This is a genomic window from Stenotrophomonas sp. ZAC14D1_NAIMI4_1, from assembly GCF_003086775.1.
Classification (GTDB): Bacteria; Pseudomonadota; Gammaproteobacteria; order Xanthomonadales; family Xanthomonadaceae; genus Stenotrophomonas.
The window spans coordinates 3662797-3683511 of record NZ_CP026001.1 but is presented as its reverse complement, the minus strand read 5'-3'; the positions used below and the strand labels follow the sequence as shown (position 1 = coordinate 3683511).

The following is a 20715-nucleotide window of genomic DNA, read 5'->3' as shown; positions in this document are numbered from 1 at the left end:
GTGGCGGTCCTGCGGCAAGGAGAGTGCTGGCATTACAGCATGTCGGGCTTGAACCGCCGTCGACGCGAGATTTCCTGCCCCGAAACCATGAACCGGCCATCGCCCCGGTAGTGGAACGTGCGTGGCAGCTTCGGTCGCGGCGCGACGTGGGCGCGCACGATTTCCCAGATGAAAAGGTTGTTGGCCTGCACCTGGCTGTCGTCGTGCAGCCGGCACTCGAAGCTGGAATGGCATTGGCCGACCAGCGGTGCGGCGACGTCGCGGGCGGGCACTGCATCCAGGCCGAACCGTGCGAATTTGTCCACCTCGCGGCCGCTGCAGTTGCCGATGTCCACCACGGTGTCCAGCAGCTCCACGCCCGGCACGTTGATCACGCACTGCCGGCTGTCGCGGGCCAGGGCGAAGCTGTGGTTCTCGTTCCAGATGTAGGTGGCCAGCAGCGAGGGCGAGAAGCCCATCACCATGTGCCAGCCCAGTGTCATCAGGTTGCGCTGGCCGTGGGCCGCCGTGCTGACCAGCACGATGGGGCCCGGCTCGAGGAAACGCCGGGCCTGGTCCACCGGGTAATCCAGCTTGCGCAGCGGCTTCATGCGGGCTCCGTGGGCAGAAGGGCCGATGCTGGGGCAGGCCGGATGAACCGGCGGTCGAGGGCTTGACATCCCGTTCGATTACGCGCGTAATCGGGCTGTCGATTACGGATGTAAACCATGACCCCGATCAGCGAAGCCGAAGCCGTCGTGATGGAGGTGCTGTGGCAGCAGGCGCCGCGCAGTGCCGATGAGGTGGTGGCCGCACTGGCCCACCGTGAATGGGCCGAGCCGACCATCAAGACCCTGCTCAACCGCCTGCTGACCAAGGGCGCGATCGCCGCCGAGCGCGATGGCCGCCGCTACCTGTACCAGCCGCTGCTGCAGCGCCAGGCCTGGGTGGAAACGCAGAGCCAGGACTTCATCGGCCGCGTGTTCGATGGCCGGGTGGCGCCGCTGGTGGCGCACTTCAGCGAGCGCGGGCAACTGACGGCGCAGGACATTGCCGAACTGAAGAAGCTGATCCAGGAGATGGACGATGAATGAGCTGCTCGATGGACTGTGGCAGGCCAGCCTGTGGCTGGCGCTGGGCGTGCTGCTGCTGGCGGCCGCGCGGCCACTGCTGGTGAAGCTGGGCGGCGCGGAGCTGGCCTATCGCAGCTGGTGGCTGCTGCCGCTGCTGATGGTGGCCCTGCTGCTGCCCCTGCCGGCCTTGCGGGCACTGCCGGTGCTGCAGCATGTACCCACGCTGCCGCTGAAGGTGGTGCCGGGCACCGTTGAAGGTGTCACCGCGCAGCTGCCGATGTGGCCGTGGCTGCTGGCCTTGGTCTGGGGGCTGGGCGCCGGCCTGCACCTGGCGCGCGAACTGCGCGCGCAACGCCGCTTCGAGCGCGCACTGGGCACGCTGCAGGCACGTGGCGATGGCAGCTGGCAGGCCAGCGCCGACCCCGGCCTGCCCGCGCTGGTCGGCCTGTGGCAGCCGCGCATCGTGGTCGGCCCGCACTTCGACCAGCAGTTCGATGCCGACGAACAGGCGCTGATCCTGCGCCACGAACGCAGCCACCGCCGCAATGGCGACCACTGGGCCAATGGCGCATTGCTGCTGGCACGGTCGGTGTTCTGGTTCCACCCGTTGTTGCCGTGGGCCGCGCGCCGCTTCCTGCGCGACCAGGAACTGGCCTGCGATGCGCGCACCGTTGCCGCGCAGCCGACGCAGCGCCGTCTTTATGCCAGCACGCTGTTGAAGGCGCAGCTGGTCCATCCGGTTGCACCGATGGCATGTCATTGGCGCAGCCAACCCGTGTTGAAGGAGCGTATCGCCATGTTGAAGCAGTCGAAGCGGAAGGCATTGCCGAAGGTGTCCGGCCAGGTGTTGCTGATGGGGTTGTGCATGGGTGTTGCTGCGTTGGCCTGGGCCAGCCAGGGCGCGGTGAAGGGCACGCCGTCGGTCAGCGCCGAACCGTTCCAGCACGCCGCGGCGGATGCCGCCAAGGCCGGCCTGGACAGCCCGATCCAGGCCCAGAAGATGTCACCGCCCAGCTTTCCGGCCGAGGCTTTCGAGAAGGGCCAGACCGGTGTGGTGAACCTGATCGTGTCCGTCGATGCCAAGGGCACCGTCACCGACGTGCAGGTGGAAAGTGCGACCAACCCCGGAGTATTCGAAGCTGCCTCGATCGCAGCGGCGCGTAAATGGACCTACACGCCGGCGATGAAGAATGGCAAGGCGGTGGCCGGCAAGCTGCGTATCCCGATCACCTACGCCATGGACAACACCGAACCTGCTGGTGGCCAGGCGCAGTGAAGGCAGCGATGAAGGGCGCACCGCTGTGTATTGCAGCGGTGCTGCTGGCAGGCTGCGCCACCCGGGAGCGCGTGACCACGGTCGACACCCGCAGCGAGAACGTCGGCCACCAGCGCCTGCGCGCGGCGGATGGGGACGGTAGCGGGCAGATCCAGCCCTACACGCTGGCGGCCAGCGAGGGCTATCGGATGCCGCAGCTGCATACCGCACCCGACCCGGTGGTGGGCGGGAACGACCCACGCACCTCGCTGGCACCGACCACCATCTGCCTGCAGGTGGTGGTCGACGCGCAGGGGCGGGTTGAACGCAGCCAGCCGCTGACCGACCGCAGTGAATGCAGCGCCGGCCTGGCGGCGGAGAACGGGCCGCTGCTGCAGGCGGCGCAGGCCGCAGTCGCGCAGTGGCTGTACTCGTCCGCAGCGGTCTGCCACTTCGCACCGGGCAAGGTGCCTGATGACCGTGGCTGCGAGGGTGCCGACCGCATCGAACCGGTGGCGGTCACCCTGCAGTACGCGTTCACCTTCGAGATCTTGAAGGGCCAGCACGTGGTACGCACGCAGGGCAGGTAACGGGTAGCGCCGGGCCACGCCCGGCGGTTTTCCACCGCTGTCGTCAGGCGCCGCCAACGATGTTGGCTTTCACCGCCGGTTGCATCAGCCTGGGTTCGGCCAGGGTCGCATCGCGTGCCTCGCGCACGCTGACGAACGCGGCTTCCTCTACGCCGTCGTGCACGTGGATGTTGTGCGCGCGCTGCTCGCCTATGGTGGTCTGGTTGGCGAACGCGCGGCCACCCGGGCCGTAGTCGTGGCAGACGAACACGCGGGTGGCATCGGGCAGGGCAAGCAGGCGCTGGATGGAGCGGTACAGCTGCGCGGCATCACCGCCCGGGAAATCGCAGCGGGCAGTGCCGCCATCGGGCATGAACAGCGAGTCGCCGGTAAACAGCGCATCGCCGATGAGGTAGGCGATGCTGTCGCTGGTGTGGCCGGGCACGGCGATGATGCGGCCCTGCAACTGGCCCAGCGCGAAGGTTTCGCCGTCGGTGAACAGATGGTCGAAGTGTGCGTCCTGCGCTGCCAGCTCCAGGCCGTAGCGCGGTGCGAAGGTGGCCTGCACCTCGCGGATGCCCTCGCCGATGGCCAGGGTTGCCTGCGGGAAGCGCTGCTTCAGCCGCCGCCCGGCCGACACGTGGTCGGCATGGGCGTGGGTTTCCAGCAGCCAGCGCAGGCGCAGGCCCTGCTGCTCGATGGCCTCCAGCAGCGGGCGCACCGGCGCGTCGCTGCTGGCGTCGGTGTCCGGGTCGTAATCCAGGACCGGGTCGATCAGCGCCGCTTCACCGCTGTCCGGGTCGAAGACCAGGTAGCTGAAGGTATTGCTGTCGCGGTGGAAGAAGGATTGGACCTGGGCCGACATCGGAACCTCCTCAGCGCGTGCCGAGCACGCGGTTCAGCAGCTGTGCCAGATTTTCGCCGGCCAGCCGCAGCTGTGCTTCGGCCACCGGGCGATAGCGCTCGGTGTATTCATCGCCGATCTTGTGCGTGGCCGGGTACACGCCCGGCTGCACCGAGATGCGGCAGCTGGCTTCGGCCCAGCGCTGCGGGTCGCGCTGCGGGTTGGACTGGCGGGCCAGCTTCGGCGCCGGCAACGCGCGCAGCACCGGCAGGTAGCCGGCGTCATCCAGCTTGCGGGTGTTGAGCATGCCGCTGTCCCACAGCGAATGCAGGTTGGTACCGCGGTTGCCGAACTGCAGCTGGAAGTCGTTGCCGCCCTTGTCGTGGCCGTAGCCGGCATGCATCGGCTGGTGCACGTCGCCGACCATGTGCACGACGAACTTCAGCGCCTGCAGGCGCTCGCCGTCGGTCAGGCTGTGGTCGCCGAGAATGGCGCTCTGCGCCTTCAGTGCTTCGACGATGCAGTTACCGTTCTTGCAATGCTTGGCCGGCTCGTACTGGCAGCCGTCCTCGGCGATGTTGACGTAGTGCCAGCCGGCGGAGCGACGGCCCAGGCCGGGGTCCTTGGCGCGCAGCTGGTCGGCCCACGGCGCGATGCTGGCCAGGGTGGCGCCGGGCTCGGTGGCCAGCAGGCGGTCGACCTCGGCACGCGCGGCCGGGTTGAGGCGGGTATCGGCCACTTCGGCCACCAGTCGGTGGCCTTGCGCGCCCCAGGCATGGGCGGGGGCGGACAGGGTCAGCAGGGCCGGCGCGAGGGCGGCAGCGAGGATCAGGGAGTGCAGGGCTTTCATGCGCCCATTCTAGCGGGGCGAAGGTAACCGCGGGTTTGACGCAATGTGTCCAAAAAAAGCCCCGGCACACACACCGGGGCAACATGCTGCGAGGTTTGTGGGTGTCCTGGAACTTGAATTAGAACTTGAAGACGTAGGAGACGCCGTAAGCCAGCGGGTCGATGTTGACCGTGCCGATCTTCTCGCCGTCCAGCTTCACCTTGCTGTCGATGTCGATCCAGCGCAGGTCCACGCGCAGCGCGCCCTTCTCGCCGATGGCGAAGTCGATGCCGGCATGCGCGGCCAGGCCCCACGAGTCTTCCAGCTTCAGCTTGCTGGCCGCCAGCGCGCCAGTGGTGTCCTCGCTGAAGAACGTCGTGTAGTTCAGGCCCGCGCCGACGAACGGCGAGACCTTGCCCTTGCTGTTGAAGTGGTACTGCAGGCTTACCACCGGCGGCAGGTGCTTGGTGCTGCCCACGCGGCCCAGGCCGTTGATGTTGATGTCGTGCTTGAACGGCAGCGCGGCCAGCACTTCGATGCCGAGATTGTCGGCGATGAAGTATTCACCGGTGATGGTCGGCTTGATGTCACTGTCGACGTCCACCTTCAGGGTGCCACCGGCCAGCGAGCCGTTGTTCGACTTCGGGGCGACCTGGTGGACGCCGGCAGAGACGGTCCAGTCGCCCTTGGACTGGGCCATGGCCGGGGCGGCGGCCAGCGAGACGGCAGCGGCCAGGCCGGCCAGGATCAGGGGGGAGGTCTTGCGCATGGGGGTGTTCTCGTTGCGGGGTAGATGGGGCCAGTCTCGGCCTCACGCCGCGCTAACGCTTTGATCCGGATCAAATCCTGTCCCGCCGCCTGCCAGCCCGCGGCGCTGGCCGGCGGTGGCCAGTGGGGTGCTGCTAGACTTATGGGCCCTATCCATCCCGCCGCACCTGTCGCGGCTGCAGGAGCTTCTGAACATGGCAATCAAGGTTGGTATCAACGGTTTCGGTCGCATCGGACGCAACGTCCTGCGCTCGGCGGTGCTGAACTTCGGCGATGACATCGAAATCGTAGCCATCAACGATCTGCTGGAGCCGGACTACCTGGCGTACATGCTGAAGTACGACTCCGTGCATGGCCGCTTCAAGGCCGACGTGGCGGTGCAGGGCAACGACCTGCTGGTCAACGGCAAGAAGATCCGCCTGACCCAGGAACGCGACCCGGCCAACCTGAAGTGGGACGAAGTCGGCGCCGACGTGGTGCTGGAAGCCACCGGCCTGTTCCTGACCAAGGAAACCGCGCAGAAGCACATCGATGCGGGCGCGAAGAAGGTCATCCTGTCGGCTCCGTCGAAGGACGACACGCCGATGTTCGTGTTCGGCGTGAATGACAAGACCTACGCCGGCCAGGCGATCATCTCCAACGCGTCGTGCACCACCAACTGCCTGGCCCCGCTGGCCAAGGTCATCAACGACAAGTGGGGCATCAAGCGCGGCCTGATGACCACCGTGCACGCGGCCACAGCCACCCAGAAGACCGTCGATGGCCCGTCCAACAAGGACTGGCGCGGCGGCCGCGGCATCCTGGAGAACATCATTCCGTCGTCCACCGGCGCGGCCAAGGCCGTCGGCGTGGTCATCCCGGAACTGAACAAGAAGCTGACCGGCATGAGCTTCCGCGTCCCGACCTCGGACGTGTCGGTGGTCGACCTGACCGTCGAGCTGGAAAAGGAAGCCACCTACGCCGAGATCTGCGCCGAAGTGAAGGCACAGAGCGAAGGCGCGCTGAAGGGCATCCTGGGCTACACCGAAGACAAGGTGGTGGCCACCGATTTCGTCGGTGAAACCCACACCTCGGTGTTCGATGCCGACGCCGGCATCGCCCTCGACGGCACCTTCGTCAAGCTCGTGTCGTGGTACGACAACGAGTGGGGCTACTCGAACAAGTGCCTGGAAATGGCCAAGGTCGTCGCGGCCAAGTAAGGCCCGCGAAGATCCGCACACGAACCCCGGCTTGCCGGGGTTCGTCGTTCATGGGCCCGGCTGACGTAGCATGGGCCACGGACCGCTGCCGCTGGGGCGCGGCTGCGTTGGGGTAGACGAAGAATGGAAGCACTGATCGTCCTGGTGGTGTTGGCCCTGCTGGCGATACCGCTGCTGCTGGTGGTGGCATTGGTGATGATTGCCGGCCTGCGCCGGCGCGTGGCCGCGCTGGAGAGCGCAGTGGCTGACGGCATCGCGGCCGCTGCCGCCCCGCCGCGTGAGCCCGAGGCCGCCGTGGCGCCGCCACGGCCCGCCGCGCCCGCCGCCGGGACCCGCGAACCGCCGGTCCTGCGCCCGGCTGCGGCCGCTCCGCCGCCGGTGGTATCGCAGGTACCTCCCGTTGCACCGCGTCCCGCGCCCGAACCACCTGCGCCCCCCGTGCCACCCGTGCCACCGCCGGTATCGGCGCGCCCGCCGCTGCCGCCGCAGCCGAAGCAGCCGGCGCAGCCCAACGTCATTGAACGTGCCGTGGGCGCGGCCAAACGCTGGTTCACCGAGGGCAACGTGCCGGTGAAGATCGGCATGCTGGTGCTGCTGGCCGGCGTTGCTGCGCTGCTGAAGTACGTCAGCGACCAGGGCTGGCTGGTGCTGCCGATCGAGCTGCGCCTGGCCGCCATCACCGTCGGTGCGCTGTGCCTGCTGGGCTTCGGCTGGCACCAGCGCGAACGTCGTCGGTTGTTTGCGCTGGCCCTGCAGGGCGGTGCCATCGGCGTGCTGCTGCTGACCATCTTCGCTGCGTTCAAGCGCTTCGAACTCATCAACCCCGGCTTTGCCTTCGCCAGCTCGATCCTGCTGGTGGCGGGCCTGTGCGTGCTGGCCGTGGTGCAGAACTCGCGCACGCTGGCAGTGCTGGGCATCCTTGCCGGCTTCATGGCGCCGCTGTGGCTGTCCACCGGCAGTGGCAACCACGTCGGGCTGTTCAGTTACTACGCGGTGCTCAATGCGGGCATCTTCGCCATCGCCTGGTTCCGCCCGTGGCGCGCGCTCAACCTGCTGGGTTTTGCTTTCACCTTCGGCATCGGCACCTTCTGGGGCGTGCTGCAGTACCGCGCCGACAAGTTCGCCAGCACCGAACCCTTCCTGCTGCTGTTCTTCGCGTTCTACCTGCTGATTCCGCTGCTGTACGCACGCCGCCAGCCGGCCGAGCGCCGCGATCTGGTCGATGGCAGCCTGGTGTTCGGCACGCCGCTGATCGCGTTCTCGCTGCAGGCCGGCATGCTGCACGAGCAGCCGATGACGCTGGCGCTGTGCGCGCTGGGCCTGGCGGCGGTCTATGCGTTGCTGGCACGCGCGCTGATCCATCGCGCGTCGTACAGCGTGCTGGCGCAGTCGCACGCGGTGCTGGCGGTGGGCTTTGCCACGCTCGCGGTGCCGCTGGCGCTGTCGGCGCGTGCCACCGGCGCGGTGTTCGCGCTGGAAGGTGCCGGCCTGGCGTGGCTGGGGCTGCGGCAGAAGCGCTGGCTGCCGCAGGTGGCTGCCGCGCTGCTGCAGCTCGGTGCCGCGTTCGCCTTCGTGGTGGGCGCCGACCACTGGCACGGCGACACCCGGTTCCTGCTCAACGCCACCGCCGTCGGCGCGCTGCTGCTGGCCGTGGCCGGCTTCGCCAGTGCCTGGAGCTACCAGCGCCGCGCGCGGCATGACGTTGCCCTGGTCTATTACCTGTGGGGCCTGCTGTGGTGGCTGGGCGGCTTCGTCCATGAAATCGTCCGCTTCATCGAGCACGCAGCAAAGGCCGATGCCCTGCTGGTGCTGGCGGCGGTGACCGCCTGGCTGGCCGCCGAGGTGCATCGTCGGCAGCCGGCGCGTGCGCTGGGCATGACCGCGCTGCTGATGCTGGCGACGGGCTTCCCGCTGGCGCTGTTGCAGGGCGATGCGCACCAGCAGCCGTTTGCCGGCTACGGCGGGCTGGCCTGGGCGGTGTTTGCGGTGCTGGGCGTGCGCACGCTGTTGTGCCTGCGGCAGAGCGGCGACGGCGTGGGCCGCATCGCCCAGTTCCTGTGGTGGCTGCTGTGGCCTTCGCTGCTGTCCCTGCTTGCGCTGTGGGGCGATGATGCCGCGCAGCTGGCGCAGGGCTGGACGGCGCTGCTGGTGACCCTGCCGTGGCTGCTGCTGGCGGCCGTGTCGCTGTGGCGCTGGACGTGGTTGCGCTGGCCGCTGGGCGACGCCTTCGACGCAGCACGCACCACCCTGCAGACCGTGGTGTTTGGTGTGCTGGCCTGTGCCTGGTGGATCGGCATCAGCCTGGCCGGTGATGCCGATCCGTTGCCGTGGCTGCCGGTGCTCAACCCGGCTGAACTTGCGCAGTGGCTGAGCCTGCTGCTGGCCGCGCGCTGGCTGTTCGGCAGCCAGGCCCCGGCCTCGTTGCAGCGCCTGCGCGTGCCGGTGCTGGCGCTGGCCGGTTTCATCGCCCTCACCAGCACCGTGCTGCACGGTGTCCACCACTGGGGCGGCGCGCCCTGGAGCCCGTCGATGGCACGCGGGAGCCTGGCCCAGACCAGCCTGACGGTGCTGTGGAGCGTGCTGGGCGTGATCGCCTGGGTCTGGGGCTCGCGCCGTGGCCAGCGCGTCCTGTGGATGGTGGGTGCCGTGTTGATGGCCGTGGTGCTGGCCAAGCTGGTGCTGATCGACCGCCAGCACCTGGGCAACCTGCTGGGTATCGCATCGTTCATCGCCTACGGCCTGCTGTGCACGGTCGTGGGCTATCTGGCGCCGGCGCCCCCGGGCACCGCGCCGACCGTGGAGAACACGCAATGAAGACATGGCGCAGTGCATTGCTGCCGATCCTGCTGGCCGTGGCGGGTACGGCATCCGCGCAGGCCAACGATTACCGCAGGCACTACGCCGAGCAGTGGCCGTTGAGCCTGTCCAGCGCGCAGTCCGGCGCTTACCGCGTGGTGCTGGAGCCGGCCATCTACCGCCGCGCTGGCCGTGCCGACCTGGGCGACCTGCAGGTGTTCAACGCCGCCGGGCAGGCGTTGCCGTCGGCGCTGCTGGCCCCCGACCAGCCGCTGGCGCAGCCGCCGGTGCAGCGCGAGCTGCCGTGGTTCGCGCTGCCGCCGCTGGCCGAAGCGCAGCGCAACGACCTGCAGTTGCTGACCGAGCGCGATACCGATGGTCGCGTTCGCCGGGTCGAGGCGCGGGTGGGCAGTGGCGCCGTGGCGAACGGGCAGGGCGGCTGGCTGATCGACGGCAGCGTGCTGGGCCAGCAGCCGGTCGCGGCGCTGGTGCTGGACTGGGTCGACAGCGGCCAACCCCTGCAGGCACAGGTGCAGGTCGACGCCAGCGACGACCTGCAGCACTGGCGCGCGGTGTCGCGCGATGTGCCGCTGGTGGACCTGCAGCGCGCCGGCAAGCGCCTGCTGCAGCGCCGCCTGCAGGTGGATGGCAATGCGCGTTACCTGCGCGTGCTGCCGCAGGGCGAAGCGCGCCTGCCGACCCTGCGCAGCGTGCTGGCCGAACTGCCGCCCGCCCCGGCGACGGTGCCGTGGGAGTGGCTGTCATTGCAGCCGACCGCCGCCGGCAAGGGCGAATACACCTTCGAGCTGGACGGGCGATTCCCGGTCAGCAAGGCCGACGTGGCCAGCACTGACAACAGCCTGGTGCAGTGGACGCTGTACAGCCGCGACGATGCCAGCGCGGAATGGCAGCGGCGCAGCGCGCCGTGGATCGCCTACCAGGTGCAGCAGGGCGCACCGGGCCAGCGCCAGCAGTCGGCGGCACAGTCACTGGCCGGACCGTGGCGTGACCGTTACTGGAAGCTGGTGGCCAGCCCGGTGGAAACGGCCACGGCGCCGACCCTGCGCCTGGGCTACCAGCCGGAAGTGATGGTGTTCCTGAGCCAGGGCGCGGCGCCGTATGCGCTGGCCGTGGGCAGTGCCACCGCACGCCGCGCCGAAGCCCCGATCGCGGTGCTGATCGAGGAACTGCGCCAGCGCAACGACCCTGCGTGGCAGCCGACGCTGGCGCGCCTGGAAGGTGCCCCGGAGACGCTGGCCGGCGCGGCGGCGCTGGAGCCGCAGCGCGACTGGAAGGCATGGTTGCTGTGGGCGTTGCTTGGCCTGGGCGTGCTGGTGGTGGGTGGCCTGGCGGTCAGCCTGCTGCGGCAGAAGCCTGCGCCTTCGGCGTAGGTTCCCGCGAACGGCGCAGCCCCTCGTGGGTGGTCGGTTGGTCGCGTAGAGCAAAAGCCGCGCTTGGCCGGGCGGGTGGGCTGGGCAGGGGACGCCGTGAACCCATCCATGGGGGCTTGGCCGCGGCATCCATGCCGCGGACACCCCTACCCAGCCCACCCGCCCGACCTCTGACAGTTTCCGTGCGCGTCCACCCACGGAAAAGAAAAAAGAAGAGCAAAAGCGGATCTGACCCCGTTCTTTCTCCATCCGACATCAGAAACCGCTCTTGCCTTTGCCATCCGCTCCGCCTCATGAACCTGTCGAGGCCGGGGTGGTGTGGGATGGCAGGGGTGTGAGCCGCATGGGCCCGAGGCATGCCTCGGGCGGGTTGGGCAGGACGCCCAACCCCGGTCTTGCCGTGTGCGCAGGACAGCGCACGCGAGCAAGCGGCGACCAAGCCCCCATGGGTGAGGGCGCTTTGCTTGCGAAGCACTGCTTCGCAAGTGCCCGAACGCACAGCCGCCAGCGGCTGGGCCGGATTGGGGGTTTACGGCGTCCCCTGCCATCCCACACCACCCCGGCCCACCCCAGCACCACGAAGCGCCAGCGCTTTGGCTGTTGCTGTTGCAGTTCGCTGTTGCCGTACGCCTCTGCCTGCCGCAGGCATCGCCACCCGATACAATGCCCGTCTGCCGTACACCGGCATCCCGTCCCCGAGCCAAAGAGTTGCCCATGTCCATCGTCCGCATGACCGACCTCGACCTCTCCGGCAAGCGCGTGCTGATCCGCCAGGATCTGAACGTGCCGATCGAGAATGGCCGCATCACTTCCGAACAGCGCATCACCGCTTCACTGCCGACGCTCAAGCGCGCGCTGGAGCAGGGTGCCGCCGTGATGGTCACCTCGCACCTGGGCCGCCCGAAGGAAGGCGTGTGGACCGAAGCCGACTCGCTGGCACCGGTCGCGGCGCGCCTGTCGGAACTGCTGGGCCGAGAGGTTCCGCTGGTGCGTGACTGGGTCGACGGCGTCGACGTGCAGCCGGGCCAGCTGGTGCTGCTGGAAAACTGCCGCATGAACATCGGCGAGGGCAAGGATGACGAGGCCCTGTCCAAGCAGTACGCCGCGCTCTGCGACGTGTTCGTGATGGATGCCTTCGGTACCGCGCACCGCGCGCAGGCCTCCACCCACGGCGTCATCCGCTTCGCCCCGGTGGCCGCCGGTGGCCCGCTGCTGATGGCCGAGCTGGACGCCCTGGCCAAGGCGCTGGATGCCCCGGCCAAGCCGCTGCTGGCCATCGTCGCCGGCAGCAAGGTCAGCACCAAGCTGGAACTGCTGGCCAACCTGGTCGGCAAGGTCGACCAGCTGATCGTCGGTGGTGGCATCGCCAATACCTTCATCGCCGCCGCCGGCTACAAGGTGGGCAAGTCGCTGTACGAACCGGACCTGCTGGATACCGCGAAGAAGATCGTGGCCGACGCGCAGGCGCGCGGCGCCGCCATTCCGCTGCCGGTGGACGTGGTCACCGCCAAGCAGTTCCTCCCCGATGCAGCCGCCGAAGTGAAGGCCGTGGACGCCGTGGCCGACGATGACCTGATCCTCGACATCGGCCCGCAGACCGCCGCGCAGTACGCGCAGCTGATCGAGAAGGCCGGCACCGTGGTCTGGAACGGCCCGGTGGGCGTGTTCGAATTTGAAGCCTTCAGCAAGGGCACCGAAGCACTGGCGCGTGCCATCGCCAGCTCCAGGGCGTTCTCCATCGCCGGCGGTGGCGACACCCTGGCGGCCGTCGACAAGTTCGATATCGCCGGTGATGTCAGCTACATCTCCACCGGTGGTGGTGCGTTCCTGGAATTCCTGGAAGGCAAGACCCTGCCGGCCGTGGCTGCGCTGGCCGCCCGCGGCGCATGAGCGTCGGGCTGCGTGCTGACGGAGAAGAGCGTGCAACGCTCTTCTTCGACATGGATGGCACCCTGATCGATTCGGAAGTGGGCATCACCACCTGCATCGCCTATGCGCTGCAGAAGATGGGCCACCCGGTGCCGCCGCAGGAAACCCTGCAGGGCTGGATCGGGCCGTCGCTGCGCACCACCTTCACCCCGCTGTTCGGCGACGAGGTGCGGGTGGAGGAGGCAGTGGCCTACTACCGCGAGCGGTTCGACGTGGAAGGCTGGCGGGAGCACACGATCTACCCGGACATCGAAGCGACCGTACGCGCGCTGTATGGCCGTGGCCACCGCCTGGCGGTGGTCACCGCCAAGAACGAACCGCACGCGCGCCGCATCGTCGAGCACCTGCCATTCGGCGGCCTGTTCGATGATGTGATCGGTTCAACCCCGGATGGCTCGCGCAGCAGCAAGGCGCAGCTGGTGGGCGAGGCGCTGCAGCGCCTGCAGCTGCAGCCGGCGCAGTGCTGGATGATCGGCGATCGCCGCATGGACATCGAAGGCGCGCGCCACCATGGCCTGCGCAACGTGGGCGTGCTGTGGGGTTTCGGTGGCGAAGCCGAGCTGATCGAGGCCGGTGCCGACCACCTGGCATGCGAGCCGGCGCAGCTGCTGGCCCTGCTGGCCTGACCTTTCGCGCTCCTGGTCGCCGGGCATGGCCCGGCGCTACCGGGGCAGGTCGACAGGTAGCGCCGGGCCATGCCCGGCGGGCACCGGCCAGCCTATGTCCGGAACATGTCCGCTCGATGTCCCGCAGAGTCAGGCGCCCCAAGGCTGTAACCGTATACATGGGGCGTGAAGGATGTGCTAATTTCCCACCTTTAACGGGAGAGGCCCATTCACCATGTTCGAGCGTCAGCGTCGCACCAAGATCCTAGCCACCCTCGGTCCGGCGACCGACCCGCCGGGCGTGCTGGAGGATCTGTTCCGCGCCGGCGTGAACGTGGTGCGCCTCAACTTCAGCCACGGTGACCCGTCCGGCCAGGCCAAGCGTGCCGCCGACGTCCGTGCCGCCGCAGCCCGCGTGGGCGTGGAAGTGGGCATCCTGGCCGACCTGCCGGGCCCGAAGATCCGCATCGAGCGCTTTGCCGAAGGCAAGGTGTACCTGAAGGCCGGTGACCGCTTCGACCTGATCGCCAGCGACAACGCCGGCCCGGGCGATGCCAGCCAGGTGGGCGTGAGCTACCTCGGCCTGCCGCAGGACGTGGGCCCGGGCGACGTGCTGCTGCTCGACGATGGCCTGATGCAGCTGCAGGTGGTTGAAGTGCAGGGCGACCGCATCATCAACACCGTGCTCAACGATGGCGCGCTGTCCGACCGCAAGGGCCTGAACAAGCAGGGCGGTGGCCTGTCGCTGGGCGCGCTGACCGAGCGCGACAAGGAACTGATCGGCATCGTCGCCAAGATCGGCGTCGACTTCATCGCCGTGTCCTTCTGCCGCAACGCGCAGGACATGAACGATGCCCGCCAGATCGCCGAATCGCACGGCTGCTACGCCGCGCTGGTGTCCAAGATCGAGCGCACCGAAGCCATCGAGAACCTGGAAGAAATCGTCGAAGCCAGTGACGTGGTGATGGTGGCCCGTGGCGACCTCGGCGTGGAAATCGGCGATGCCGAACTGCCGGGCCTGCAGAAGAAGATCATCAAGGCCTCGCTGGCGCAGAACAAGGTGGTGATCACCGCCACGCAGATGCTGCAGTCGATGGTGGAAAGCCCGATCCCGACCCGCGCCGAAGTGCTCGACGTGGCCAACTCGGTCATCGATGGCACCGATGCAGTGATGCTGTCGGCCGAAACCGCCGCCGGTGCCTACCCGGTGAAGGCGGTCGAAGCGATGGCGCGCATCTGCCTGGGCGCCGAGCGCCAGTTCCAGACCGAAACCGACTTCAACGCTTCGCCGCGCAACCTGGAGCGTGCCGACCAGGCCATCGCCATGGCCACCATGTTCCTGTCGCAGCACGTGGGCGTGCGTGCCATCGTGGCGATGACCGAATCCGGTGGTACCGCCCGTTACCTGTCGCGCTTCCGCGCCAAGGCACCGGTGTTCGCGGTGACCCGCCATGACGGCGCCCGCCGCCAGATGGCACTGATGCGCGATGTGTACCCGATCAACTTCGACAGCCGCGGCCTGACCCCGCGCGAAGCGGCACGCGGCAGCATCCGCCTGCTGGTGGAATCGGACCTGCTGCAGGCCGGTGACCGCGTCGTGTTCACCAGCGGCGAGCACATGGAAACCCTGGGTGCCACCAACACCCTGCGCCTGCTGGAAGTGGGTGAAGACGGCCGCGCCAGCGGCCTGGGCGATCTGTAAGCCCTGACGGTATCGGGTCGGCGCTGCCGATCCGGGGTCAGAGCCCCTGCGGGGATCTGACCCCACGCCGACCTGGGGTCGGATCCCCGCAGGGGCTCCGACCCCATGCCGCAGGACACCGTTTGTCCTGCGCAGACATGGAAGCGTTTCCATCCTGTCCTCCACGGCGAGGCAACGGGCAGCGGGGCTATACTTACGTTTTTCCCGCACCCGCCACAGGAAATACATGAGCATCGAACAGCTGGCTGAAACCGCCCAGGCCATGGTCGCCCCGGGCAAGGGCATCATCGCGATCGACGAATCCACCGCTACCATCGCCAAGCGTTTCGCAGGCGTCGGTATCGAGAACACCGAGGAGAACCGTCGTGCCTACCGCGAGCTGCTGCTGACCACGCCGAAGCTCAACGAGCACATTTCCGGCGCCATCCTGTACGACGAAACCATCCGCCAGTCGACCAAGGACGGCGTGCCGTTCGCCAAGTACATGGCCGACCACGGCATGATTCCGGGCATCAAGGTGGACAAGGGTGCACACCCGCTGGCCGGCTGCCCGGGCGAGCTGGTCACCGAAGGCCTCGACGGCCTGCGCGAGCGCCTGCAGGAGTACTACAAGCTGGGTGCGCGCTTCGCCAAGTGGCGTGCGGTCATCAACATCGGCGAGAACACCCCGTCGGGCACCTGCATCGAGTCCAACGCCCACGCGCTGGCCCGCTATGCCGCCCTGTGCCAGGAATGCGGCCTGGTGCCGATGGTCGAGCCGGAAGTGATCATGGACGGTGACCACGACATCGAGACCTGCTACGAAGTCACCGAAGCCACCCTGCGTTCGCTGTTCGACGCGCTGTACCAGCAGAACGTGCTGCTGGAAGGCACCATCCTGAAGGCCTCGATGGTCATCTCCGGCAAGGGCTGCGATGAGCAGGCCGACGCCGAGGAAGTGGCCGAGTCGACCGTGATGTGCCTGAAGAGCACCGTGCCGGCGATCCTGCCGGGCGTGGTGTTCCTGTCCGGTGGCCAGAGCGACGAGCAGTCGACCGAACACCTGAACGCGATGAACCAGCTGGGCAACCTGCCGTGGCCGCTGAGCTTCTCCTACGGCCGCGCCATGCAGCAGGCCGCGCTGAAGCTGTGGGCCAAGGACATGAAGGGCAACTACGCCGCTGCCCAGAAGACCGTGTACGAGCGTGCCAAGGACAACGGCCTGGCCGCGCTGGGCAAGTGGAACGGCTGAGCCGTCCCATCCCCTGCATGAAGTGACACAGCAGCGCCGGCATCATGCCGGCGTCTGCTTTTGCGGGTATCGTTGCTGCTCCCTTGCGCAGGGCCTGTGCGCCAGGGATGTCCGCGAAAGGCCAGGGAGAGGTTCAATGCGTACCACCGCAATCGCGCTGGCCATCGCCACGGTGCTGTCCGTGGCAGGCTGCGACCGCTTCGGCGCGCCCGAGCCGTCGGGCCGGGTGCCGGTCCTGCAGTTCGACAAGCCCGTGTCTGGCGAGATCACCTCGCGCAATGGCACGAACTTCAACGATGGCAGCCATCACCAGCTGTACCAGATCACCCTGCAGGACAAGCAGCGCGTCGGCATCACGCTGACCGGTGCGCTGAGCGGCGCGATGACCGTCTTCCACGATGGCAAGGTGGTGGCCCGCAGCCGCGCCACCGATGAGGGCAGCAGCGTCGCGGTCGCCTTCCGGGCCGACGGCGGCGGCAGTTACCAGGTGGCCGTGAATGCCTCCGGGCCGGACACCTACGGTCCGTTCCGGCTGCGCGCTGAGCAACTCAAGCCCTACGACGGCAAGCCGATCATCAACACCGGGCATATCGCCGACCTGCTGCTGGAGACGTCGCAGACGTACACCCTGCAGGTGGAGGACGCCGGCCTCTACACCATCGATCTGCGCTCGGACGTGTTCGACACGCTGCTGGCGCTGGAGGGCGAGGGCCAGGATGCCGAGAACGACGATGGCGGCGAAGGCAGCGATTCGCGCATCAGCCTGCTGCTGCAGCCGGGCCGCTACACGCTCAGCGTCAGTGCCCTGGATGACGAGGACAGCGGTGCGTTCACGCTGGACGTCCAGCGCAGCAAGGTGCCTGCCACGATCGTCGACCAGGACGGCACCCCGCTTCCAGCGTCGGGCAGTGTATTCACCGTGCTGGATGCCGACGGACGCCGGCGCTTCCTGCTGAGCCTGGACGCACCGGCGCGGGTGCAGGTGGATGCGCTGTCCAGCCAAGTCGATACCGTGCTGCGCGTGGTCGGCGGTGACATCGACATCGAAGACGATGATGGCGGCAGTGGCACCGATGCGCGCCTGCAGGAAACCCTGCCGGCCGGCCACTACACGGTGGATGTATCCAGCATCGGCGGCGATTCCGGCCTGGTGGAGCTGCGCATCCAGCGGTAGATCCACGCCACGCGTGGATGGCCTTTCATCTTCCTGCCTGCCCGTGCCTCAATGCGCGGCAGCGTAACCGGCATCACCCACCGGCGGCAGCGGCAGGATGCGTTCGGCCTCCACCGCCTGGCCCGCCGCGGCCAGTGCCTGCTGGTAGGCCTTGGCCGTGGCCGTGTTGAACGCCACCAGCACGATACGCATCGGCTGCGCGTGGCTGCGCTGCCATGCCAGCGTTTCGGTCACTGCCACCTGCGCGGCCTGGTACAGCGGATAGCCATAGACGCCGCAGCTGATGGCCGGGAACGCAATCGAGTGCACGCCCAGCGATTCGGCCAGCTGCAGTGATTTCCAGTAACAGTTGGCCAGCAACGCCGGTTCATCGCGCTGGCCGTCATGCCAGACCGGGCCGACGGTGTGCAGCACGTGCCGTGCGGGCAGTGCATAGGCGTCGGTGGCACGCACTTCGCCGGTCGGGCAACGCACGCCCGGGCGCAGTTCCGGCAGGCGCTCGCATTCGGCCAGCAGCTCCGGCCCGGCCGCACGGTGGATCGCACCGTCCACACCGCCCCCGCCGAGCAGGGTTTCGTTGGCCGCGTTGACGATCGCATCCACCGCCAGGGTCGTGATGTCGCCCTGCCACACTTCGATCTTCATGCGTCCGTCTCCTGCCTGTTGTTGTTGCGCGCCGTGCCCGCGCTGGCTGCACCCACCGTAGTGGAGAGGGCATCCATGCTGCGTCATGACCGTCTCACGCGCTGCGATTACGGCCTTCACGCACGATGGGGGCAATAACCTTCACGCAGGCTGAAGCAGAAAGGGGTCAGCCAGAAAAGGAAACGCCGGGCATGGCCCGGCGCTACCGTGGGTTGACGACCCCGTGCGGCTTACGGCAGGCCGGCCAGCCAGTCGTCGTCGGAGCCTTCGTTCACCTCGGCAAACAGCGGCGTGGAGAAATAGCGTTCACCGGTGTCCGGCAGCATCGCCAGGATCACCGAGCCCGGCTCGGCGCGGGCAGCCACGTCCAGTGCGCTGGCCACGGTGGCACCGGCGGAGATGCCGACGAAGATGCCTTCTTCGGCTGCCAGGCGGCGCGCGGTGGCGATGGCGCGGTCGTCCTCGACCGTCAGCAGTTCATCCACCACGTCGCGATTGAGCACATCCGGCACGAAGTCCGGCGTCCAGCCCTGGATCTTGTGCGGCTTCCAGTCGTCGCCCTTCAGCAGCGCAGCGCCGGCCGGTTCGGTGGCCACGATGCGGGTCTGCGGGCGGGCGACCTTCAGTACTTCGCCCACGCCGGTGAGGGTGCCGCCGGTGCCCCAGCCGCTGACGAAATAGTCCAGGCGCTTGCCGGCGAAGTCGCGCACGATCTCCGCCGCCGTGGTGTTGCGGTGGTAGGCCGGGTTGGCCGGGTTGGCGAACTGGCTGGCCAGGAACCAGCCGTGCTGCTCGGCCAGTTCGGCGGCCTTGCGCACCATGCCGCTGCCGCGCTCGGCGGCGGGGGTCAGGATCACCTTGGCGCCATAGGCACGCATCAGCTTGCGTCGCTCCACCGAGAAAGTCTCGACCATGGTGGCCACGAACTTGTAGCCGCGCGCGGCGGCCACCATGGCCAGGGCCACGCCGGTGTTGCCCGAGGTGGCTTCCACGATGGTGTCGCCCGGCTTGAGCAGCCCGCGTGCCTCGGCGTCGAGGATGATGGCCAGCGCCAGGCGGTCCTTCACCGAGCCGCCCGGGTTGAACGATTCGACCTTGGCGTACAGGGTCACGCCCTGCGGAGCCAGGCGCTGCAGTTTGACGATGGGGGTGTTGCCGACGGTATCGAGGATGGAGTCGTACAGGGCCATGGAAGCGCTCCGGAAGCTGGCCGCGCCGTGGGCCGGCGGGCGGAAGGGGGGGAGGCTGGCCGTTCAGGCCAGCGGCTGCCGGCTGACCGTAGCGCCGGCATATGACGCCCGGAAATGACCAGATACCTTTCTTAAACAACCTTTGGTTATAAGCTGGTGAGGGTATTAGACCCTAGAGTGGACCTCCGCCCCCCTGCGCCCCCGCCTGCCATGACGCTTACCCAGCTGCGCTACCTGGTCGCCATCGCCGACGCCGAGATGAACATCACGCTCGCGGCCACGCGTGTGCACGCCACCCAGCCCGGCCTGTCCAAGCAGCTCAAGCAGCTGGAGGACGAGCTGGGCTTCCTGTTGTTCGTGCGCAAGGGGCGCAGCCTGGAATCGGTCACCCCGGCCGGTACCGAAGTCATCTCCCGCGCCCGCGCGGTGCTGGCCGAGGCCAACAACATCCGCACCTACGCCGCCAACCAGCGGCGCGAAAGCCAGGGCCAGCTGATCCTGACCACCACCCATACCCAGGCGCGCTTCGTGCTGCCGCCGGCGGTGGCGGCGATCAAGCAGGCCTACCCGCAGGTCAGCGTGCACCTGCAGCAGGCCGGTGAAGCCGACGCGCTCGACCGCCTCAACCAGGGCGATGCCGACATCGCGATCATCAGCACGGCCGGCGGCGAACCGACCGATGGCATCGCGGTGCCGCTGTTCCGCTGGCGGCGGCTGGTGGTGGTGCCCAAGGGCCACCCGCTGGACCGCGCCGGCCGCGCCCCGGATCTGGCCGCGCTGGCCCGCCAGCCGCTGATCAGCTATGAATCCTCCACCCGTCCCAGTTCCTCGCTGCAGCGCGCCTTCGCGGCCAACGGCCTGGTACCGGACCTGGCGTTGACCGCGCTGGATGCCGACCTGATCAAGACCTATGTCCGCACCGGCCTGGGCGTGGGGCTGCTGGCCGAGATGGCGGTCAGTTCCAACGATGAAGACCTGCGCTCGTGGCCGGCCCCGGAGCCGATCACCGAGTGCATTGCGTGGGCGGTGCTGCCGCGCGACCGGGTACTGCGTGATTACGCACTGGAGCTGGTGCACGTGCTGGCGCCGCAGATTGATCCGCGTGACCTGCGGCGGGTGCTGGATGGCAACCAGGCGGCCGCGTGGCCGGTGCCGCCGACATGGGAGTCGCTGACCCAGACCATCACGGTCTGAGGGGTGGGGTTTTCGGCAGGGCTTGCAGCCCTGCACCTGCCGAAGCAACGGCAACGTCAACTTCAAAAGCGGGCGATCCGTGGGTTGGCGGGGCGGTGTGGGTGGGCAGGACACGCCGTAAACCCATCCATGGGGGCTCGATGGCGCCATCCATGGCGCCAACGGTCCTGCCCACCCACACCGCCCCACCTCTGACAGATCCCTGCGATCTGTTGGTGGGTGCCGACCGTTGGTCGGCACATCTGTCAGATATCGATATTCAGAATTGGGTCGGAGCCCGGCTGGTAGATCCACGCCATGCGTGGATGAAATCTGTCAGACATCGAAATTAATTCCGGATCC

At 68.2% G+C, this 20715-nt stretch carries 18 protein-coding genes; 12 read left to right on the top strand and 6 right to left on the bottom strand.

Going from position 1 to position 20715, the window contains the following annotated elements:
* Positions 1-32: 32 nt before the first annotated feature.
* Positions 33-590, bottom strand: coding sequence for a flavin reductase family protein (locus C1927_RS16875; protein ID WP_079223015.1), 558 nt, complete (start codon positions 588-590; stop codon positions 33-35).
* Between the two features lie 117 nt (positions 591-707).
* On the opposite strand from C1927_RS16875, the gene C1927_RS16870 reads away from it, so the two are divergent.
* From C1927_RS16870 to C1927_RS16860, 3 genes are read left to right on the top strand one after another with little or no spacing between them, the layout of a single operon-like run.
* Positions 708-1073, top strand: coding sequence for a BlaI/MecI/CopY family transcriptional regulator (locus tag C1927_RS16870; protein ID WP_079223013.1), 366 nt, complete (start codon positions 708-710; stop codon positions 1071-1073).
* Entirely contained in the window at positions 1066-2328 is a 1263-nt protein-coding gene (locus C1927_RS16865) for a M56 family metallopeptidase (RefSeq protein ID WP_108747276.1), read from the top strand. Before C1927_RS16870 ends, C1927_RS16865 begins: the two co-directional genes overlap by 8 nt.
* 8 nt (positions 2329-2336) lie before the next feature.
* On the top strand, positions 2337-2897 hold the full coding sequence (locus C1927_RS16860) for a hypothetical protein (protein WP_079223010.1): 561 nt from the start codon (positions 2337-2339) through the stop codon (positions 2895-2897).
* A 43-nt stretch (positions 2898-2940) separates the two neighbouring features.
* Here the strand turns inward: C1927_RS16860 and C1927_RS16855 are convergent, their stop codons facing one another.
* The 3 genes from C1927_RS16855 to C1927_RS16845 form a co-directional block, all read right to left on the bottom strand.
* Complete coding sequence (locus tag C1927_RS16855; RefSeq protein ID WP_079223008.1) at positions 2941-3741, bottom strand: MBL fold metallo-hydrolase; 801 nt, start codon at positions 3739-3741, stop codon at positions 2941-2943.
* Positions 3742-3751: 10 nt separating this feature from the next.
* Positions 3752-4570: a S1/P1 nuclease gene (locus tag C1927_RS16850; protein WP_079223007.1), complete on the bottom strand. Its 819-nt coding sequence runs from the start codon at positions 4568-4570 to the stop codon at positions 3752-3754.
* Positions 4571-4688: 118 nt separating this feature from the next.
* Positions 4689-5318: an OmpW family outer membrane protein gene (locus C1927_RS16845; protein ID WP_079223005.1), complete on the bottom strand. Its 630-nt coding sequence runs from the start codon at positions 5316-5318 to the stop codon at positions 4689-4691.
* 193 nt (positions 5319-5511) lie between these two features.
* Between C1927_RS16845 and gap the strand changes: the two genes are divergently transcribed.
* The 8 genes from gap to C1927_RS16805 all read left to right on the top strand — a co-directional run bounded on the left by gap (position 5512) and on the right by C1927_RS16805 (position 17344).
* A complete protein-coding gene (gene gap / locus C1927_RS16840; RefSeq protein ID WP_079222994.1) occupies positions 5512-6516 on the top strand; it encodes a type I glyceraldehyde-3-phosphate dehydrogenase in 1005 nt (334 codons plus the stop codon).
* Between the two features lie 123 nt (positions 6517-6639).
* The gene (locus C1927_RS16835) at positions 6640-9330 is read left to right on the top strand and encodes a DUF2339 domain-containing protein (RefSeq protein ID WP_108747275.1); all 2691 of its coding nucleotides are present in this window, start codon (positions 6640-6642) and stop codon (positions 9328-9330) included.
* Positions 9327-10703, top strand: a complete 1377-nt coding sequence (locus tag C1927_RS16830; RefSeq protein WP_108747274.1) for a DUF3999 domain-containing protein — start codon at positions 9327-9329, stop codon at positions 10701-10703. The genes C1927_RS16835 and C1927_RS16830 overlap by 4 nt, the downstream gene beginning before the upstream one ends.
* Positions 10704-11417: 714 nt before the next feature.
* Positions 11418-12593, top strand: a complete 1176-nt coding sequence (locus C1927_RS16825) for a phosphoglycerate kinase (protein ID WP_108747273.1) — start codon at positions 11418-11420, stop codon at positions 12591-12593.
* On the top strand, positions 12590-13258 hold the full coding sequence (locus C1927_RS16820) for an HAD hydrolase-like protein (RefSeq protein WP_108747272.1): 669 nt from the start codon (positions 12590-12592) through the stop codon (positions 13256-13258). The genes C1927_RS16825 and C1927_RS16820 overlap by 4 nt, the downstream gene beginning before the upstream one ends.
* 214 nt (positions 13259-13472) lie before the next feature.
* Positions 13473-14939, top strand: a complete 1467-nt coding sequence (pyk, locus tag C1927_RS16815) for a pyruvate kinase (RefSeq protein WP_108747271.1) — start codon at positions 13473-13475, stop codon at positions 14937-14939.
* A gap of 226 nt (positions 14940-15165) precedes the next feature.
* Positions 15166-16170 (top strand): class I fructose-bisphosphate aldolase, encoded by a 1005-nt coding sequence (locus C1927_RS16810; RefSeq protein ID WP_079222984.1) that lies wholly within the window; start codon positions 15166-15168, stop codon positions 16168-16170.
* Positions 16171-16306: 136 nt separating this feature from the next.
* Positions 16307-17344 (top strand): ABC transporter substrate-binding protein, encoded by a 1038-nt coding sequence (locus C1927_RS16805; RefSeq protein ID WP_108747270.1) that lies wholly within the window; start codon positions 16307-16309, stop codon positions 17342-17344.
* Between the two features lie 48 nt (positions 17345-17392).
* Here the strand turns inward: C1927_RS16805 and C1927_RS16800 are convergent, their stop codons facing one another.
* On the bottom strand, positions 17393-17989 hold the full coding sequence (locus C1927_RS16800) for an O-acetyl-ADP-ribose deacetylase (RefSeq protein ID WP_079222982.1): 597 nt from the start codon (positions 17987-17989) through the stop codon (positions 17393-17395).
* A gap of 230 nt (positions 17990-18219) precedes the next feature.
* Entirely contained in the window at positions 18220-19179 is a 960-nt protein-coding gene (gene cysK, locus C1927_RS16795; protein WP_079222981.1) for a cysteine synthase A, read from the bottom strand.
* A 210-nt stretch (positions 19180-19389) separates the two neighbouring features.
* Here cysK and C1927_RS16790 point away from each other — a divergent pair, with 210 nt between their 5' ends.
* Positions 19390-20373, top strand: coding sequence for a LysR family transcriptional regulator (locus tag C1927_RS16790; RefSeq protein WP_079222980.1), 984 nt, complete (start codon positions 19390-19392; stop codon positions 20371-20373).
* Positions 20374-20715 lie beyond the last annotated feature (342 nt).

Bases quoted from the DNA above. Each gene is read 5' to 3' on its own strand.
- C1927_RS16875 (WP_079223015.1), bottom strand. From the start codon at position 590: ATGAAGCCGCTGCGCAAGCTGGATTACCCGGTGGACCAGGCCCGGCGT.
- C1927_RS16870 (WP_079223013.1), top strand. From the start codon at position 708: ATGACCCCGATCAGCGAAGCCGAAGCCGTCGTGATGGAGGTGCTGTGG.
- C1927_RS16865 (WP_108747276.1), top strand. From the start codon at position 1,066: ATGAATGAGCTGCTCGATGGACTGTGGCAGGCCAGCCTGTGGCTGGCG.
- C1927_RS16860 (WP_079223010.1), top strand. From the start codon at position 2,337: ATGAAGGGCGCACCGCTGTGTATTGCAGCGGTGCTGCTGGCAGGCTGC.
- C1927_RS16855 (WP_079223008.1), bottom strand. From the start codon at position 3,741: ATGTCGGCCCAGGTCCAATCCTTCTTCCACCGCGACAGCAATACCTTC.
- C1927_RS16850 (WP_079223007.1), bottom strand. From the start codon at position 4,570: ATGAAAGCCCTGCACTCCCTGATCCTCGCTGCCGCCCTCGCGCCGGCC.
- C1927_RS16845 (WP_079223005.1), bottom strand. From the start codon at position 5,318: ATGCGCAAGACCTCCCCCCTGATCCTGGCCGGCCTGGCCGCTGCCGTC.
- gap (WP_079222994.1), top strand. From the start codon at position 5,512: ATGGCAATCAAGGTTGGTATCAACGGTTTCGGTCGCATCGGACGCAAC.
- C1927_RS16835 (WP_108747275.1), top strand. From the start codon at position 6,640: ATGGAAGCACTGATCGTCCTGGTGGTGTTGGCCCTGCTGGCGATACCG.
- C1927_RS16830 (WP_108747274.1), top strand. From the start codon at position 9,327: ATGAAGACATGGCGCAGTGCATTGCTGCCGATCCTGCTGGCCGTGGCG.
- C1927_RS16825 (WP_108747273.1), top strand. From the start codon at position 11,418: ATGTCCATCGTCCGCATGACCGACCTCGACCTCTCCGGCAAGCGCGTG.
- C1927_RS16820 (WP_108747272.1), top strand. From the start codon at position 12,590: ATGAGCGTCGGGCTGCGTGCTGACGGAGAAGAGCGTGCAACGCTCTTC.
- pyk (WP_108747271.1), top strand. From the start codon at position 13,473: ATGTTCGAGCGTCAGCGTCGCACCAAGATCCTAGCCACCCTCGGTCCG.
- C1927_RS16810 (WP_079222984.1), top strand. From the start codon at position 15,166: ATGAGCATCGAACAGCTGGCTGAAACCGCCCAGGCCATGGTCGCCCCG.
- C1927_RS16805 (WP_108747270.1), top strand. From the start codon at position 16,307: ATGCGTACCACCGCAATCGCGCTGGCCATCGCCACGGTGCTGTCCGTG.
- C1927_RS16800 (WP_079222982.1), bottom strand. From the start codon at position 17,989: ATGAAGATCGAAGTGTGGCAGGGCGACATCACGACCCTGGCGGTGGAT.
- cysK (WP_079222981.1), bottom strand. From the start codon at position 19,179: ATGGCCCTGTACGACTCCATCCTCGATACCGTCGGCAACACCCCCATC.
- C1927_RS16790 (WP_079222980.1), top strand. From the start codon at position 19,390: ATGACGCTTACCCAGCTGCGCTACCTGGTCGCCATCGCCGACGCCGAG.